Below are 16527 nucleotides of genomic sequence, written 5' to 3' on the forward strand. Positions count from 1 at the left end.
GGTCACCCAAATTCAGGCTGAATCAGGTGGAGGCGGATAATCAATGCCACCCTTTGACCACGGATGACAGCGACAAATGCGCCGTACTGTCAGATATCCACCACGCCAAGGCCCATGCTGCCGAATCGCCAAAAGGCCATACGTGCTACACCCCGGCTCAAAACGACAATTTTGACCAAGGAAAGGGCTGACACACAGCTTATAGGCTTTGATCAGCAGCAAAAACACACCAGAGACACAACGCGACAGCCAATAGCCGACATTATGCATCAGCGCTTTGACACTTTTATCATCGCTTGGCGCAGATCATTTTTTAAAGCAGAAAAATCACGCCCCCGCGTTCCTTCTCGCCCAATCAGCACGAAGTCACCGGATGGCAAGCCCTCATCACGCGCCACTAAACGCAGGGCTTCTCGCAAACGACGCCGCGTCCGGTTACGGACCACGGCGTTGCCTACTTTTTTTGTGACGGTAAAACCGACACGCGTCTGTTTTTCAGCCTCAGCACCTTCATGAAGAAGGCCTTGCACCACCATCCCCGGAAGAGCGGCCTTACGCCCTCTCCGCGAGAGATGAAGGAACTGGGAGCGCTTTTTTAAGCGTCCCGGCTGTTGATCAGACGACAGGGAAAGAAACCCTTAAGCAGAGAGCTTTGTACGGCCCTTGGAACGACGGTTCGCCAGAATGTTACGGCCACCGACAGTTGCTTTACGTGCACGGAAACCGTGACGACGCTTGCGAACCAGCTTAGAGGGTTGATACGTGCGCTTCATGACATCGATCCTTAACGTCTTTTGCGCCCGCCCTGCTGACGAACGCGTCGATCGGGCGCACGAAACGCCCGTTGAATGTGACCCGGGCGTATAAAATGTGGTATCGATTCTGTCAAGAAAAGAGCGAAAGAACCATCAGATCATGCCCAATTCGTCACAGGACGAGGCCGCACAGACACGCCACGACCTCCGTAATGCCCTCGCAAGCGCGCTCTTATGCGCAGAAATGCTAGAATCGCACCAAGATCCTACCGTACAAGACCACGCTGCAACGATCATACACTCTCTTGATCGCGCCCTCGCTTTACTCCGACCGCCCTCTTAAGAGCGAGTCGGTGCACAAGCCTCACTTAAAAGCTTCAACATTTTCCATATTTTTACGTTCAATCAGCTCCAGCTTGTAACCATCTGGATCTTCAACAAACGCAATGACCGTCGTGCCGTGCTTCACAGGTCCAGCCTCACGCGTGACTTTCCCGCCACCTGAGCGAATCCGCTCTACCGCGGCAGCGACATCCGGCACACCAACCGCGAAATGGCCAAACCCTGTCCCAATGTCGTAATCTTCTTCTTGGTCCCAGTTATAGGTCAGTTCAATCTCAGCCTGACCGTGTGCATTGTCAGCAAAGCCAATGAACACCAACGTATAACGCCCACCGCGCACTTCGTTACGACGCAGCTCTTTCATGCCTAAAAGCTGATAAAAGGCTAAGCTCCGGTCAATATCACGAATACGGACCATCGTATGAAGATAGCTGCTCATTGTTATTCCTTAAGATCGTCTGTTGTCAGCCCATACAAAAATAGCCCGTAACGATCTGCTTGCGCGATACACCGCACCGGGTCCGTCAAGAGCGTAACACCAGGCTGGAAGGCAACGCCACGCAAACCATTGCGAGCAGCATTTTCGAGAGTCTCAGGGCCGATAGTGGGCATATCTGCACGCAAATCTTGGCCTTGTTTAGGCATCTTCACCAAAACACCGCCACTACCAGCCTGCATCAGTGAACCACAACGCCCCAACATGGCGTCCGTCCCCTCAAGAGCTTCGACAGCTAAAACAAGACCATTTTGTACCACACAGCCTTGGCCAATATCCAATTGTGCCATTGTGCGCAGCACAGAAACGCCGCGCGCAATATCCGCGCGCGCCTGCATGTCAGGGGCAACGCGCCCTAATGCCCCGGAATGGCCCGTCGCATTCTGCAAGAATTCATGCGCGCCACGGACTACAAACCCTTCTTCCCCCAGAACGCGCACAACCGCACCGAGCAGACCATCATCTCCAAGGAAAATAGCCCGCCCTAGTCGCGCCAAAATCCGCGCCCCTTCACCATCCGGACGTAAATCACGCCATGCAGGGCGGCGCACTGGGCCGATCAAGACAAGCTCACGGCATCCCCTGCGCTTTAATGCCGAAAGGATTTCTCCAGCCGCAGCCAAACGGAAGACTTCATGAGGATATGGCGCCAGCAAAGGCAGTTCCGCAAAATCACGAAACGCCACAACAAAGACATCGTGCCCACGTGCTTGCGCAGCAGCCGCGACTTGTGCCGGCAAGGGCCCGGACCCTGCCAGGATACCAACACACCGCCTTGGGCTTGTATCAGGCACCTTCAGTCTCAGCTTGTGCATCTGGACGTGCAGCACGCGTCAAACCACGATGGCTCGGCGCTTCCATAAAATCGAGCATTTCAGCAATACGTGGCAAATGCCCATATTCTTGCCGAACATGCGCGATACGCGCTTCCAACACATCGTTACCCTGCCCATGGCGTGGATATAATGTCCGAAACGCTTTACGCATGGCCTGCATTTCTTCTGACGTCACACCAGAGCGCTTCAGGCCAACCCAATTCAAACCAACAAGGCGCGCTCTATTCCCCAGCACACTGCCATAAGGAATCACGTCCATTTCCACACCGCAGACACCGCCAACCACGGCACCACGTCCAACGCGTACAAATTGATGGACAGCGGCTGAGCCCATGACCCGCGCGCCATCACCAATTTGAACATGCCCGCCCATCACCACGTTATTCACAACGATCACGTGGTCACCAAGCAAGCAATCATGCGCCACATGTGCATTCGCCATGATAAGACAATTCTTACCAATACGTGTCAGCGCCTCACCCTGTGCCGTGCCACGATGAATCGTCACATTCTCACGAATGACCGTCCCGGCACCGACCTCACAGAGCGTTGGCTCCCCTGCATATTTCAGGTCTTGTGGAGCCATCCCTATGGTTACAAACGGGTAAACCTCAACCCCATCACCCAAGGTCGTGTGCCCGTCAACGATGACAGATGCGTGCAAATGCACACCGGCACCCAGAGTGACATGCGGGCCAATCTGGCACCAAGGACCAATGCGCGCATTTTCACCAATACGCGCACGTTCATCGACAAGTGCTGTCGGATGAATATCCACCGTTTCCGGCCGTTTACCCGCTATATCCATAAGATCAACCCATGATCATGGCGCTGAACGTTGCTTCTGCCACGGCTACACCGTCACAACGCGCAATGCCTTTGAATTTCCAAACATTACCGCGAGAACGCTCTTTCACAACTTCAATACGAAGCTGATCACCCGGTTCAACCGGACGGCGGAACTTCGCGCCCTCAATCGTCATGAAATAAACGAGCTTACCTTCAAATGCTTCACCAAGGGTCAGCACGACTAATGTCGCCGCTGTCTGAGCCATAGCTTCCACAATCAACACACCCGGCATCACCGGGCGACCAGGGAAATGACCTTGGAAAAAAGGCTCATTAAACGTGACATTCTTGATGCCGACAGCCGATTCCCCGGCTTTGATCTCAACCATCCGATCAATCAACAAGAACGGATAACGATGAGGGATTGCCTGCATGATTTGCAGAACGTCAATTTTTTCCGGAATCACCGGGGCGTCTACGCGGTCAGTGTCTGTCACAATCCCCCCTCCGGGCTCTTGATCAAGAACCCATTCGTCAGTTTTTTAGCGGTTAACACAATGTTTGTGCCCCCCTTTAGCAAAAGGGTCACATTTATGCCATCCACCATTAAAACACTTGAACCGCGTAACGTTTCCTAAGAGCCCTCAGTCTTTCGTGCGGAAAGCTTCCGGAGTGTTGCAACATTACGGAAAAACTCACGGAAGGGCATAGCCGGACTACCGATGACATCAGCCCCAGCATCCACATCGGACATCACACCACACTGCGCACCAATGCGGGCTTTATCACCAATTTTAATATGCCCAATCAAGCCAGCCTGCGCCGCAACCGTGACAAAGTCACCCAACTCAGTAGAGCCAGAAATGCCAGCTTGCGCCACAACAATACAGCATCGCCCTAAGCGCGTATTATGCCCAATCTGAACCAGATTATCGATCCGCGAACCTGCACCGATGACGGTATCTTTCATCGAACCGCGATCAATGGTCGAATTCGCACCAATCTCCACACCATCTTCCAGAACGACAAGTCCCAGTTGTGGCACTGTTTCAAAACCCGCAGGCCCCACCGCGAAACCGAAACCATCTTGCCCAATCCGCGCACCGGGGAACAACGTCACACGTTGGCCCAACCGAGCATGAGAGACAGATACATGGTCATGAATGCGGCAGCGCTCACCGATCTCAACGCTTTGACCTACACTGACATGCGCACCAATAATTGTGCCTGCACCAATACGAGCACCAGCACCAATCACGGCAAACGGACCAATCTGGACATTTTCGCCCAATACCGCCCCGTCTTCAATCACCGCGGTCGGATGGCACGTACCTGTTGACGGTGGCGCAGGGTGAAATGCTGATGCCACTTGTGCCCATGCCAGATACGCAGACTTACTAACTAATGCTGCCGTACCTTCTGGACGTTTATCTGCAAAAGCCGGCCCCAAAATAACCGCACCAGCACGAGTTTCCGCCAAAAGCGGCAAATAACGCCGATTATCTAAAAAGCTTACTTCATCAGGCCCCGCCACATGCAAAGGAGCGACACCTCGGAAAACCGTACCGCCGCCCTGCTCTGCTGGCTTCACTTCAGCACCTGAAACTGCCGCTAACTGTTCCAAAGTAAACGGACCGGAACGCTGGAAAAAGCGTGGGTCTCCAGGGCGTGTATCCTGCCCTGGAGATGCCACTGACGAACTGACAGTCTCAGACACTATAAACCTCAGTGCGACTGACGCAGAACAGATTGCGGCTGACCATTTTCCGCAGGAGCCTGGGTAGGCTCTGGTGCAGCAGAACGCTCTTCATCAGCCGTTGTTGGCATTTTGCCAGACTTCGCAATTTGTTCAGGGTCAACGCCATCAGCCGGAATGTAAACATGCGACAAAGTCTTGTTCAACTGAGCAATAACTTCGTCCGTGATATCATGTTCTCCAACATGCAGAACCACTTGCTCTGAATGCAGAACAAGATTCATACCATGAGAACCTGCAACACTCGCAATAATGCCGTTTGGCTGTTCAAGTTCACGCTCAATCTGATGATACGCAACCTGAGCCGCTTCCTGCAAAATGCGCGCCTGATTACCGAACTCACGCTGATCTTTCGCACGACGCTCTTGCAAATGACGTTCACGCAGTTGGATTTGATCCGCACTCAGACCGCGCGCTTGCGCTTGAAGCTTTTGTGCTTCTTCACGCCATGCGGCTTCTTCATGCTGAACAGCCTGCGCCAAGCGATCCCGGCGCGCACCCAAAACCTGTTGGATTTCCTGTTGCGCGCTGGACATCTGCATCACAGCTTGCACATTAATCACACCCACCACAACCGGCGGTGGCGTCGTTGATTTTGCCAATACTGGCGGTGTCGGCACGGGCGGCAAAGGCAAAACTGGCGGAGCGCGCTGCGCCTCTGGGGCGGCCTGCGCATCTTCTTCCGACATCGGGGCAGGCTGCTCTACAACATGCCGTGCTACTGGGCGCGGTGCAGCTTCTGGCTGTGCACTTTTAGGCACAAACCAACCACCATTTGCTGATTGAGCCTGTGCAGTTGGCACAGAAAAGCCCAATGCCGTTCCAACGAAAGCACCAAGCAGAGCACTGACCTTGGCCGTGCGTTTCAGCGAAGTCAGGGTCATAAACACCTCTTTTAAAATGATATCTAAAGAGTGCGGTACGATACCGCACTCTTGGTACTTAGAATTGCTGCCCAAAACCAAAGCGGATTGGGTAAATACGGTCTCCGCGTTCCTTGCGGAGCGGCACAGCGGCATCAATATTCACGAGACCAAACGGACTCTTCCAAGAGACCCCGAAGCCAGTGGCCACGCGTGGCGTCATCGTGTCACCATTGATCGGTGTGTATGGATAATTCGCCTGATAACGACGCGCAAAATCCGTATAACGGTTACGAACACGAATACCAGACAAGCTACCCGCATCCACGAAATAACGACCTGAAATCCCAAGATCATCGCCCATTGGCATCGGGAAATTCAACTGAGCAGAGGCCGTATACATGAACGTACCACCAATGAAGTCTTCACTTCCTTGGGTTGGCATCCATCCTGTGCACTGCCCATTTGCACTTTTATTCGTACAAATATGCCCTGAACGAGGACCGACACCACCTTGCAAGAAGCCACGCAGGTTCTGACCACCAAGATAGAAGTTATCAATGATGTTCTTCTGGCTGCTGCTGCTCCAGTCACCCATGTAGCCAACGCCGCCCTTCAGCTGCACCGTCCAGTCATGGTTACCTGTGAAATCATCCAGCGGAATATAATACGCACCATCCGCCTTCACACGGCCATACTTCACGCCGCCGCCAAGCCCAGCAAAGTCACCGCCCAACGTCATGACATACCCATCATGTGGGTTCATACGACGATCACGACGGTCATACGTCAATGTGGTACTCAACTGAGACAGCAAAGACCAACCACTGGACTGCTGAACATAAATCGACGGTGCATATGCATTATAAGACGGGTACTGATTAATCAGTGCCTGACTATAAGTATTAGAAACCTGACGATCAACCAGCGTATAGTTCCAAGACTGAGACAGATAGCGATTATACGCATACCCCATCCGCAGGCTCATACCATACTGACCTTCGCTATAGCTTTGCTGATAGCTACTATAACCGTTACTGCTGGTCTTAATAAAATAGAAATCTGCACCAGCAACAAGATTACGGTTCAGGAAGTATGGATCCGTAATCGAGATATCGGCTTGTTTTTGATAATAAGCCAACGTGCCTGACAAGCCAGCATCCACCCCTGTTCCCAGCAGGTTATGTTGCTTTACAGACGCGTTGCCCAACATACCAACATCTGTTGAGTAACCACCACCGAGCGAAAATTCACCTGTTGGCTTCTCAACCACATTCGCCGACACGTTCACACGGTCAGGCGCTGACCCTTGCGTCTGATCAACAGACACTGAACTGAAATAGCCCAGATCCTGCAATTCAAGTTTGGAATACTTACGCGCGAACGGCGTGTATGCATCACCTTCGGCCATAGGTAGGTTGCGGCGAATAACACTATCACGGGTAATGGTATTCCCGTTGATATCGATCCGCTCAACATACACATGTGGACCTTCGTTCACATCGAACAACAGATCAACAACATGCTTTTCCGGATTACGAGCAATTTCGGAGCGCACCAGAGCAAATGGATGCCCTTCTGCCTGTAACCACTCCTGCATATTCGTCGTATTATGCTGAATCGCCGTGCCGTCATACCACTGGTGGTTAAACAGCTCGACATGCTTCTTCATGAGTTCTGGCGTAACACCACGCACAGACGAACGAATATCAATCTTTCCCAAACGATAACGCGCACCTTCATCCAAGGTAAAGGTTACCGTAAAGGTCTTATGATCTGGCGACAGTTCACCTGTCGCATCAATCATATGGAAATCGACGTAACCGTTTTGAAGATAAAAACGGCGCAACAACTCAGCATCGTACTTAATACGCTCTGGGTTATATTCATCCGATGACGAGAAGAAACGGTACCACGCAGCTTCCTTGGAGGACACAACCTGCGCCAAACGGGCTTCACTGAACTGCTTATTGCCCACAAATGCAATTTTGTGGATCAATGTTTGTTCAGCTTCATTGATCTTAAAGATCACATCTACGCGGTTATGCGAAAGCTTCACAATCTGCGGCGTAACCGTCGCCCCAAAACGAGCCTTTTGCGCGTACTGGTTCAGAAGCTTTTGACGGTCCGCTGCCGTGACCTGTGATGAGAAAACAGCACGGGGACGAAGGCTGATCTCCTTACGAAGATCCTCATCCTTAATGGCGTGATTCCCCTCAAACACAATGCGATTAACAATTGGGTTTTCAACCAGATCTACATGCAAAGTGCTGCCATCACGGCGCAGCGTGACGTCACGGAACAAACCCGTCGCGTATAGCGTCTTCAAAGACCGATCAAGGTCATCTTGCTTAAACGTGTCACCGGGTTGGGCCACCATATAAGACAGCACCGTGCTCGTCTCAATACGAGCATTACCCTTCACATCAATCGACTGAATAATATCCCCGGGAAGAGATGCCTTCACCGGTGCGGCATGGCGCGTGGCCCGCGCATCTGCGGCCATCGGCACTGCCGGAATAAGACATGCCGAAGCCAGCAGCAGGAGCCGCATGTTCGAGAGCCGAGGGCTTCTAGACCGTGATCCTGACAAACCAGCTTTCCTTGTTACAGAACGCAAACGGGGCCCGGACGCCGAGCTACCTCGCCGGAGGTATCCGAAAAGCGCCCACTTATGCAAGCCATACGGCCCCTCACAAAGCGTTACCAGACGTATCTCTTCACTAAAGTACGATCAACCAGCAAGATGCCTTAGCCAGCGGAAAAGACCCAGATTAGTCAAGTCATTCAATGTCGAAAACAGGAACAAAGCCGCAATTAACGCCATACCGACCTGCATTCCGAGATCTTGAACCTTTTTTGGCACTGGACGACGCAACACCGCCTCCGCCGCATAAAAGACCAAACGTCCCCCATCCAACACCGGAATCGGGAACAAATTAATCAACCCCAAATTAATGGATAGCAGCGCCATAAAGGACAAAATGCTCGCCCAACCATAATGAGAGACTTGGCCAGACATCTGCGCGATACGGATCGTACCACCTAATTCACGTGCACTCCGCTGGCCCGTAATAATCTGGCCAACACCCTGCAAAATACGCTCTGAGGTCAACCAGCTTTCTTCCACGCCTTTCACAGCAGCAGACCAAACAGGCAATGGATGCCCAGGCACAGCCGCAAAACCGATACCGAGGAATCCCGTTGCGCGGTGCCCACTTCCTTGCCCCGGCTGACTACCAAACGTCACCGGCAACGTCAGATCATGCCCAGCACGCAGCACATCCAATGTCGTCGTCACACCCGGACGGGCCGAAACCGTGCCCATAATATCCTGCGGTCCAGACATCGACAAAGTGCCAATTTTGGTAATCACATCACCAACCTGAAGCCCGGCCTTCTCAGCAGCACTCCCGACCGAAACAGATGCAACATTATCTTTCAATTGTGGCTGCCCCACCGTGGCAAACAGCACAGTGAATGCAAGGATCGCAAAAAGATAATTGAAAACCGGCCCCATCACGATCACCAATGCACGGGACCAAACCGATTTATCATGGAAGGTTTTACCCGGAATCCAGGCCGCCTTCTGCTCGTCCGTCGCTTCATCAGGGCCTTCAAAACCATGAGGCTTCACATAACCACCCAACGGAATAGCGCTAATCCGCCACTCCGTGCCTGTACGGTCATACCAGCGCCGTAAAGCTGGCCCAAAGCCGATAGAGAAGGTATCAACTTTCACACCACGCCAGCGTGCTGCGAAATAATGCCCCCCCTCATGGATAAAAACGAGTACCCCAAGAATCAGCACATACGCCAAAAGGGTCCGTAGCAGATCAAACATTCAAAGCTGCTTCCATCACATTACGCCGCCCACCATGGACAGATAAAATATGCTCTTCGGCCAGTTCACGCCCACGCGCATCCCAGTCCAAAACGTCATCAAGTGTTGTTAATTCGGGGTTTTCTGACATTGCCTGTAGCGCGGCATCAATCGTTTCACCAATACCCAAAAACGTGATCCGACGATTCAAAAATGCGTCCACAGCCACTTCATTGGCCGCTGAGAAAACCGTTGGCGCAGCACCGCCAGCACGTAAGACTTGGCGGGCTAACTTCAGCGGCACAAAGCGCTCTTCATCCGGCGCTTCAAAATCCAAACGACCGATTGTCGCCAAATCCAAACGCTGACACGGCGTATTCATACGCTGCGGCCACGCCAGTGTATGCGCAATTGGAATCCGCATATCAGCAGACCCCATTTGCGCCACCAAGCTTCCATCGCGGAACTGCACTAAGCCATGCACCACCGATTGCGGATGCACCAACACATCGATGCGATCTTCCGTCAGATCGAACAGACGCGCCGCCTCAATCACTTCAAGGCCCTTATTCGCCATAGACGCCGAATCAATGGTGATCTTTGCACCCATCGTCCATGTCGGGTGCTTCAACGCTTTCTCTGGGGTCGCCTCACGCATTTGCTCACGCGTTGCTTGACGGAAAGGCCCACCGGACGCCGTGAGAATAATCTTCTCAACGGTCGCCATGTCACAACCACCTAAAGCCTGAGCAATAGCATTATGCTCAGAATCCACCGGCAAAAGAGTCGCACCCGCTTCACGCACCGCCCGGAGCATCACATCACCGGCGCACACCAACGCTTCTTTATTAGCCAATGCCACAGCATGACCATTCCGCGCCGCTGCCAATGTCGGTTCAAGCCCTGCAGCCCCAGTAATGGCCGCCATTGTCCAATCCGCTTCAAGCGCACCAGCATCAATCACAGCCTGACGACCACTCGCCGCCTGAATACCCGTCCCTGCGAGAAGGCTCTTTAACGCGTCATAATGGCGTTCATCATGAATAACAGCCACTTCTGCACGCAGAGCAATAGCCTGCTCCGCCAGCAACGCGGCATTACGCCCCCCGACCAGCGCGCGCACCGTAATCGATTCCGGCATACGCTTCAGCAAATCCACAGTGGATGTACCGATGCTCCCCGTACTCCCAAGCACACTAATGCGGCGTGGAGCAGCACTTGCTGGGCTGTTCGTCATGAAAAAACGCTCCTTTGTGAAACAGTCATCGGAGCCCCACTACAGAAGCCCCAGCGCCCAAGCCGACAGACGACCAATGCGTAAATGCCAAGGACCAAAAAACTTGCCCGGGTGCCACCAAAGACGCACAGGCCGCCACTGGTGCTGCCGCTAAAAGACCATCGAAACGATCCAATAAACCGCCATGCCCCGGAATTAACTGCCCAGAATCTTTCACACCCAAACGGCGCTTCGCTGCACTTTCGAGCAAATCACCGCTCTGCGCACAAAAACCGAGAAAGCCCCCCCACAGCATGCCACCATAGACAGGCCCGATACCAACACAGGCCGCCACAGCACCACCAATCAGCGCGGCACCGACGAGACCACCAATCGCACCGGAGCGGGTCTTACCCGGGGAGATACTCGGAGCCAATTTAGGACCACCGAAAATACGACCCGTGAGATACGCAAAGCTATCGCTCGCCACAACAACAGCAAAAACGAACAGTACACCCTGTAGGCCATAAGGCAGCCCTCTCAACCACAAGAGAGAGAGCCCACCAAAAGCCGCAATCATCACTGGAATACAGGTCGGCAACCCAAAAATCATGCTTGCCAGAGAGAGTACGACTGCTTCATGCCAAGACCCCTTCAGAGCAGCAATCCCAGCCGCAACAGGCCATACCAACATCAAAATACCACGCCAACTCGTCCGCGAGTGCCCGAGCAGCGCTTCCCCTTCCCACACCAAACCAAACATGGTCAGCAAGATAAGGAGAGCATAACTCACACCGCCCGCCATCAGACACGCGGCACCTATGGTGACCATCACCACAGCAGAGATCAAACGCAGACGTAAATCTGCCCAACGTGTTCCACTGCTCATGCTGGACGCCCACCAAACCGCCTCTGACGGCCTGCATAAATATTCAATGCCTGGAGAAAGTCTTCTTCCCCGAAATCCGGCCACAGCACATCTAAAAAGACGAGCTCCGCATACGCACTTTCCCACAACAAAAAGTTGGAAAGTCGCCGTTCACCACTCGTCCGAATCAGCATATCCGGCGGCGGCATATCACCTGTTTGGAGACTACGCTCAAAACAGGTCTCATCAATCGCCTCAGGAGCCATCTCTCCCTGCGCGACCGACTGTGCCAAACGCTGTGCTGTGCGCACAATATCCGCACGACCACCATAAGAGAGCGCCAATGTCAGCGTCAGCCGATCATTGTTGCGAGTGCGATTTTCTGCACGCAACAACTCATCATACAGCGCACCTTCAAACCGCTCAGGCTCTCCAATGACCCGCAAACGCACACCCTGCGCATCCAACTCATCCAATTTATGGCGCAAATAAAACCGCAACAGCGAGGTTAAATCACCAATCTCAGCCGCAGGACGCCGCCAATTTTCAGACGAAAACGCATAAAGGGTTAGATAGCGCACCCCCTCTCGGATCGCGAATTTCACACTACGCTGCACAGCCTCAGCACCTTTACGATGCCCGGCTACCACAGGCAGCCCACGCGCCTGCGCCCACCGCCCATTACCATCCATGATGATGGCCATGTGCTGCGGCGGCACCGTTACACCACCCTCGTCAAGCGCGGTGTAACAATCCTGAGAAAACGGGGATGAACCAGAAGACAAGTTTGAAATCAGACCTGCTTGATCTCGCGTTCTTTATCCGCAAGCATCTCATCAGCCTTCTTCACATACTGATCCGTCAGCTTCTGGATGGCATCCGTCCACGTCTTTTGATCATCTTGGCTGATTTCGCTCTTCTTCTCGAGCGCCTTAGCCTGTTCCATACCGTCACGGCGCACGTTACGAATAGCAATCTTGCCGTTCTCAGCGTAACGACCAGCCGCACGTGCCAGCTCGTTACGGCGCTCTTCCGTCAGCATCGGAATGGGCACGCGAATGGTTTGGCCATCAGCCGCAGGGTTCAGGCCCAGACCGGCATCACGAATGGCGCGCTCAACAGCGCCAACAACCGTACGATCCCAAACTGATACCGTCAGCATACGCGCTTCTGGCACAGCAATCGAACCCACCTGAGACAGTGGAACTTCCGAGCCATAAGCCTCAACACGGACAGGCTCCAGAAGGTTCGGGCTTGCACGGCCTGAACGCAGACCGGATAGGTCACGGCGGAAGCTATCCATAGCACCGTCCATGCGGCGGGTCAGATCATCCAGAAGATCCTTAAGATCAGCAGACATGAGCGGTTCCTTTCAATGTAACGCATTTCGTACGAACGAAATGTAAAACTAACAGTCTAAAGAATGTGATAAAGCCGGATTAGCTCGCTTCAATAATACGGGTAAAGCGACCTTCACCCCGCATCACTGCACCAAAAGCACCCGGCGCGTGCATATTGAACACGATAATGGGCAAACGGTTTTCACGCGCCAAGCTAATCGCAGCAGCATCCATCACGTTCAGATCACGCGACAAGACATCCATATACGTCAGTTGCGTGTAGCGCTCAGCATCCGGATTACGGCGCGGATCAGCCGAGTACACACCATCAACCTGCGTCCCCTTCAACAGAGCATCACACTCCATCTCATTCGCGCGCAGAGCTGCAGCCGTATCCGTTGTGAAGAACGGGTTACCCGTACCCGCTGCGAAAATTACAACGCGGCCCTTCTCCATATGACGAACAGCACGACGGCGAATGTAAGGTTCAGCGATGGACGCCATTTGAATGGCCGTCATAACGCGGGTTTCAACGCCACGGCGCTCTAGCGCATTTTGTAGCATCAATGCATTAATGACCGTTGCCAGCATCCCAGCATAGTCACCCTGCGCACGGTCCATACCCTTCGCAGCAGCAGCCAAGCCGCGGAAGATATTACCACCACCAACAACGAGAGACACCTGCACACCAGACGCTGCAACATCAGCAATATCTGCGGCAACCATGTCCACCATATCGGGATCAACACCTGAGGGACCATCCCCCATTAATGCTTCACCGGATACTTTTAGAAGCACACGCTTATAGGCGGGGGTTTTCTCTGTCTCATCGCTCATGGCGGGGCTCCTCACAGGCGGATATCGTGTTTTTGCTTCTCATACAGACGCAAAGCGTGCGGAACAAGCAAAGTCCCACACTTTCCGCGCCTTCACCCTTTAATCTTCGAGGCCAATGGCACGCAAACGCGCTTTTTCCTCATCCCAACCAGCACGCTCTTTGACGTTCAGGAACAAATGACACTGCCGCTCCAGAAGATCCTGCAACTCAACACGCGCACGCGCACCGATGGACTTAATCTTATTCCCACCTTCCCCGATGAGAATCGCCTTATGTCCGGGGCGAGACACATAAATCGTGACTTCAATCCGAACCGACCCGTCCGGGCGATCCTTAAAGCTCTCTGTTTCAACCGTTGCTTGATACGGAATTTCTTCATGCGTCTGCATAAAGATCTGCTCACGCACCAGTTCAGCCGCCAACAAACGATCCGGCAAATCCGTCAAATCATCTTCCGGGTACAGATATGGCCCTTCTGGCAGCGCTTGCGACAAACGCCCCATCAAATCATCCACACCATTGCCCTTACGCGCACTCAGCATGAAAACATGCTCAACGGTAATGAGCGCGCTGATCTCTTTCGTCAGCGGCAATAGTGCGTCCGGGGACAGCAGATCAATTTTATTCAGAACCAGCCAAACTTTGCTTTTTGCTTCAGCCAGCTTACCAATAATCTCACGCACATCGTCACGCAGACCGCTTTTGGCATCCACCAAGAGCAGCGTCATATCCGCATCCTGTGAGCCAGACCACGCGGCATTCACCATCGCCCGGTCCAAACGACGGCGCGGCTTAAAGATCCCCGGTAGATCGACCAAGATCACCTGAGCCTCTTCATGCATTACAATGCCCAACGTCCGAAAGCGCGTCGTCTGTGCCTTCGGGCTTACAATGGACAGTTTTGCACCAGCAATGCGGTTCAACAGGGTTGATTTCCCCGCATTCGGCGCCCCAACAAGTGCCACAAAACCGCAGCGCGTCGTCATACTCTTTTCCTTCACCCTCAGGATGCTTTGTTTTGCCCTAAACGGGCCAATAAATCACTCGCAGCCATGCTTTCCGCTTGGCGCTTTGAACCAGCCTGCCCCATACCCGTCTGCCCGCACGCTGTCACCGCCACGCGGAACACAGGCGCATGAGAGGGGCCTTCAGCAGCCAAAATATCATACACTGGAAGAGGCTGCGCACGCGCAAGCAAATATTCCTGCAAACGTGTCTTTGGCTCTTTATGCGGGCGCGCATCGCTATCAATTCGCCCAGCCCAACGCTCACGCACGACACGGCGCGCCGGATCCAACCCCGCATCCAAATACAGTGCACCCAATAATGCTTCCATCGCATCAGCGCGAATGCTGGATAAACGACGGATGCCTGCCTCTTCTTCATGAGGAGAAATACGCAGCGCCGCTGAAAGCCCCACCTGATCCGCAATCTCAGCCAAAACGGGCCGCGAGACCAAATGCGCATGACGTGGCCCCAAAGCGCCCTCCTGCTCATCCGGATAGCGCTCGAACAACCACTCTGCCATCAGTAAGCCCAACACACGATCACCAATGAACTCTAAACGCTCATTTGATCCGGCACCCTTACTGCGCCCAGAACGGCGGCCTCGCTTTGCCTCACGCCCACTCACAGCCGAGCGATGCGTCAAAGCCTCGACCAAAAACCCCTGCTCTTGAAAACTATGCCCAAGAGCCCGTTCCATAGCCTCAATGGCTTGTTCAAGAGATAACGTCATTAGTGCAACAAATGCAAAATACGGCCCCAGCGGATTTCCACCGGCCAATACCAGATTTCCCACCACGGATGGCGCAGATCAATCGAGAACGCAACAATAGGCGTACGACCCACAAGATTTTGCATTGGGACAAAACCCAAATCATCCGGACCATCACCTTGGAAGCGGCTATCGGCACTATCGTCCCGATCATCCCCCATCGCAAAGAAGGTCCCTGCAGGCACAACATATTCCGACGTATTATTCGCGAAGCCGTCATCCACCAGCTTGAGAATATCATGCGATACAGGCGGACGCCCACCACTCCCCGGCAGCTCTTCCCGATAACGTTCACCACTCAGCAAACGACCATTCTCATCGACGACTTCATAATGCCCCAGGTCCTTACGTGGCACTTCAAGACCATTGAGATACAGCTTACCGTCAATCATCTGAATATGATCACCCGGCAAACCAACAATCCGCTTTACATAATCAATGGACGTATCATGCGTATAACGAAACACCGCGATATCGCCGCGATGTGGTTCCGCACCAAAAATCCGACCATTGAAGAGGTTCGGACCAAAAGGCAGTGAAAAGCGTGAATATCCATAGTTGAATTTTGTTGCGATAACAAAATCACCAACTTGCAACGTTGGAATCATGGAGCCCGACGGCACTTCATAAGGCGCAAAAACAAACGTACGCACCATCACAAAGATGAAAACCATACCAACAAACCAGCGTAGAGTGTCCCTCCAACTTTCTTGCTCTTGCGGTATGCTCGGCGCATTGCCGGCTTGTTCAGCTGTCTTTTGCGTCCCTAACACCGGCGCTTCCTTCTGTCTCATGTCTTGCTCATAGCCCAGCTTGGCACTTTAGGCC

At 53.2% G+C, this 16527-nt stretch carries 20 protein-coding genes; 1 reads left to right on the forward strand and 19 read right to left on the reverse strand.

The window, feature by feature from the left end; all coding sequences use genetic code 11:
• Positions 1 to 12 precede the first annotated feature (12 nt).
• From yidD to rpmH, 3 genes are read right to left on the reverse strand one after another with little or no spacing between them, the layout of a single operon-like run.
• Positions 13 to 270 (reverse strand): membrane protein insertion efficiency factor YidD, encoded by a 258-nt coding sequence (gene yidD / locus KB213_RS01530; protein WP_211680244.1) that lies wholly within the window; start codon positions 268 to 270, stop codon positions 13 to 15.
• Entirely contained in the window at positions 270 to 626 is a 357-nt protein-coding gene (rnpA, locus tag KB213_RS01535) for a ribonuclease P protein component (RefSeq protein ID WP_068172509.1), read from the reverse strand. Before rnpA ends, yidD begins: the two co-directional genes overlap by 1 nt.
• 12 nt (positions 627 to 638) lie before the next feature.
• On the reverse strand, positions 639 to 773 hold the full coding sequence (rpmH, locus tag KB213_RS01540) for a 50S ribosomal protein L34 (protein WP_068172504.1): 135 nt from the start codon (positions 771 to 773) through the stop codon (positions 639 to 641).
• 142 nt (positions 774 to 915) lie between these two features.
• On the opposite strand from rpmH, the gene KB213_RS01545 reads away from it, so the two are divergent.
• Complete coding sequence (locus KB213_RS01545; protein WP_211680246.1) at positions 916 to 1098, forward strand: HAMP domain-containing histidine kinase; 183 nt, start codon at positions 916 to 918, stop codon at positions 1096 to 1098.
• Between the two features lie 21 nt (positions 1099 to 1119).
• On the opposite strand, the gene gloA is transcribed toward KB213_RS01545, so the two are convergent.
• The 16 genes from gloA to lepB all read right to left on the reverse strand — a co-directional run bounded on the left by gloA (position 1120) and on the right by lepB (position 16493).
• Positions 1120 to 1536 (reverse strand): lactoylglutathione lyase, encoded by a 417-nt coding sequence (gloA, locus tag KB213_RS01550; protein WP_068172501.1) that lies wholly within the window; start codon positions 1534 to 1536, stop codon positions 1120 to 1122.
• Positions 1537 to 1538: 2 nt separating this feature from the next.
• A complete protein-coding gene (locus KB213_RS01555) occupies positions 1539 to 2408 on the reverse strand; it encodes an LpxI family protein (RefSeq protein ID WP_211680248.1) in 870 nt (289 codons plus the stop codon).
• Entirely contained in the window at positions 2380 to 3237 is an 858-nt protein-coding gene (gene lpxA / locus KB213_RS01560; protein WP_211680250.1) for an acyl-ACP--UDP-N-acetylglucosamine O-acyltransferase, read from the reverse strand. The genes KB213_RS01555 and lpxA overlap by 29 nt, the downstream gene beginning before the upstream one ends.
• A 4-nt stretch (positions 3238 to 3241) precedes the next feature.
• A complete protein-coding gene (fabZ, locus tag KB213_RS01565; protein WP_267288021.1) occupies positions 3242 to 3715 on the reverse strand; it encodes a 3-hydroxyacyl-ACP dehydratase FabZ in 474 nt (157 codons plus the stop codon).
• 137 nt (positions 3716 to 3852) lie between these two features.
• Entirely contained in the window at positions 3853 to 4935 is a 1083-nt protein-coding gene (gene lpxD, locus KB213_RS01570) for a UDP-3-O-(3-hydroxymyristoyl)glucosamine N-acyltransferase (RefSeq protein ID WP_346266648.1), read from the reverse strand.
• A gap of 8 nt (positions 4936 to 4943) precedes the next feature.
• Complete coding sequence (locus KB213_RS01575) at positions 4944 to 5858, reverse strand: OmpH family outer membrane protein (protein ID WP_211680252.1); 915 nt, start codon at positions 5856 to 5858, stop codon at positions 4944 to 4946.
• 58 nt (positions 5859 to 5916) lie between these two features.
• Complete coding sequence (bamA, locus tag KB213_RS01580) at positions 5917 to 8391, reverse strand: outer membrane protein assembly factor BamA (protein WP_211680254.1); 2475 nt, start codon at positions 8389 to 8391, stop codon at positions 5917 to 5919.
• 180 nt (positions 8392 to 8571) lie between these two features.
• Positions 8572 to 9681 carry an RIP metalloprotease RseP gene (rseP, locus tag KB213_RS01585; RefSeq protein ID WP_211680256.1) on the reverse strand — a complete coding sequence of 370 codons (1110 nt, stop codon included), beginning with the start codon at positions 9679 to 9681 and terminating at the stop codon, positions 8572 to 8574.
• Positions 9674 to 10897: a 1-deoxy-D-xylulose-5-phosphate reductoisomerase gene (dxr, locus tag KB213_RS01590; RefSeq protein WP_211680258.1), complete on the reverse strand. Its 1224-nt coding sequence runs from the start codon at positions 10895 to 10897 to the stop codon at positions 9674 to 9676. The genes rseP and dxr overlap by 8 nt, the downstream gene beginning before the upstream one ends.
• Positions 10898 to 10922: 25 nt before the next feature.
• Positions 10923 to 11765 (reverse strand): phosphatidate cytidylyltransferase, encoded by an 843-nt coding sequence (locus tag KB213_RS01595; protein WP_211680259.1) that lies wholly within the window; start codon positions 11763 to 11765, stop codon positions 10923 to 10925.
• On the reverse strand, positions 11762 to 12448 hold the full coding sequence (gene uppS, locus KB213_RS01600; protein WP_211680560.1) for a polyprenyl diphosphate synthase: 687 nt from the start codon (positions 12446 to 12448) through the stop codon (positions 11762 to 11764). The genes KB213_RS01595 and uppS overlap by 4 nt, the downstream gene beginning before the upstream one ends.
• An 89-nt stretch (positions 12449 to 12537) precedes the next feature.
• A complete protein-coding gene (gene frr / locus KB213_RS01605) occupies positions 12538 to 13104 on the reverse strand; it encodes a ribosome recycling factor (RefSeq protein WP_068172479.1) in 567 nt (188 codons plus the stop codon).
• A 79-nt stretch (positions 13105 to 13183) separates the two neighbouring features.
• Positions 13184 to 13921 carry a UMP kinase gene (gene pyrH / locus KB213_RS01610; protein WP_068172475.1) on the reverse strand — a complete coding sequence of 246 codons (738 nt, stop codon included), beginning with the start codon at positions 13919 to 13921 and terminating at the stop codon, positions 13184 to 13186.
• Positions 13922 to 14020: 99 nt separating this feature from the next.
• A complete protein-coding gene (era, locus tag KB213_RS01615) occupies positions 14021 to 14908 on the reverse strand; it encodes a GTPase Era (RefSeq protein ID WP_211680261.1) in 888 nt (295 codons plus the stop codon).
• Between the two features lie 17 nt (positions 14909 to 14925).
• Positions 14926 to 15660, reverse strand: coding sequence for a ribonuclease III (rnc, locus tag KB213_RS01620; protein ID WP_211680263.1), 735 nt, complete (start codon positions 15658 to 15660; stop codon positions 14926 to 14928).
• Positions 15660 to 16493: a signal peptidase I gene (lepB, locus tag KB213_RS01625; protein WP_211680265.1), complete on the reverse strand. Its 834-nt coding sequence runs from the start codon at positions 16491 to 16493 to the stop codon at positions 15660 to 15662. Before lepB ends, rnc begins: the two co-directional genes overlap by 1 nt.
• Between the last annotated feature and the right edge of the window lie 34 nt (positions 16494 to 16527).

The organism is Neokomagataea anthophila (assembly GCF_018122595.1).
Classification (GTDB): Bacteria; Pseudomonadota; Alphaproteobacteria; order Acetobacterales; family Acetobacteraceae; genus Gluconobacter; species Gluconobacter anthophilus.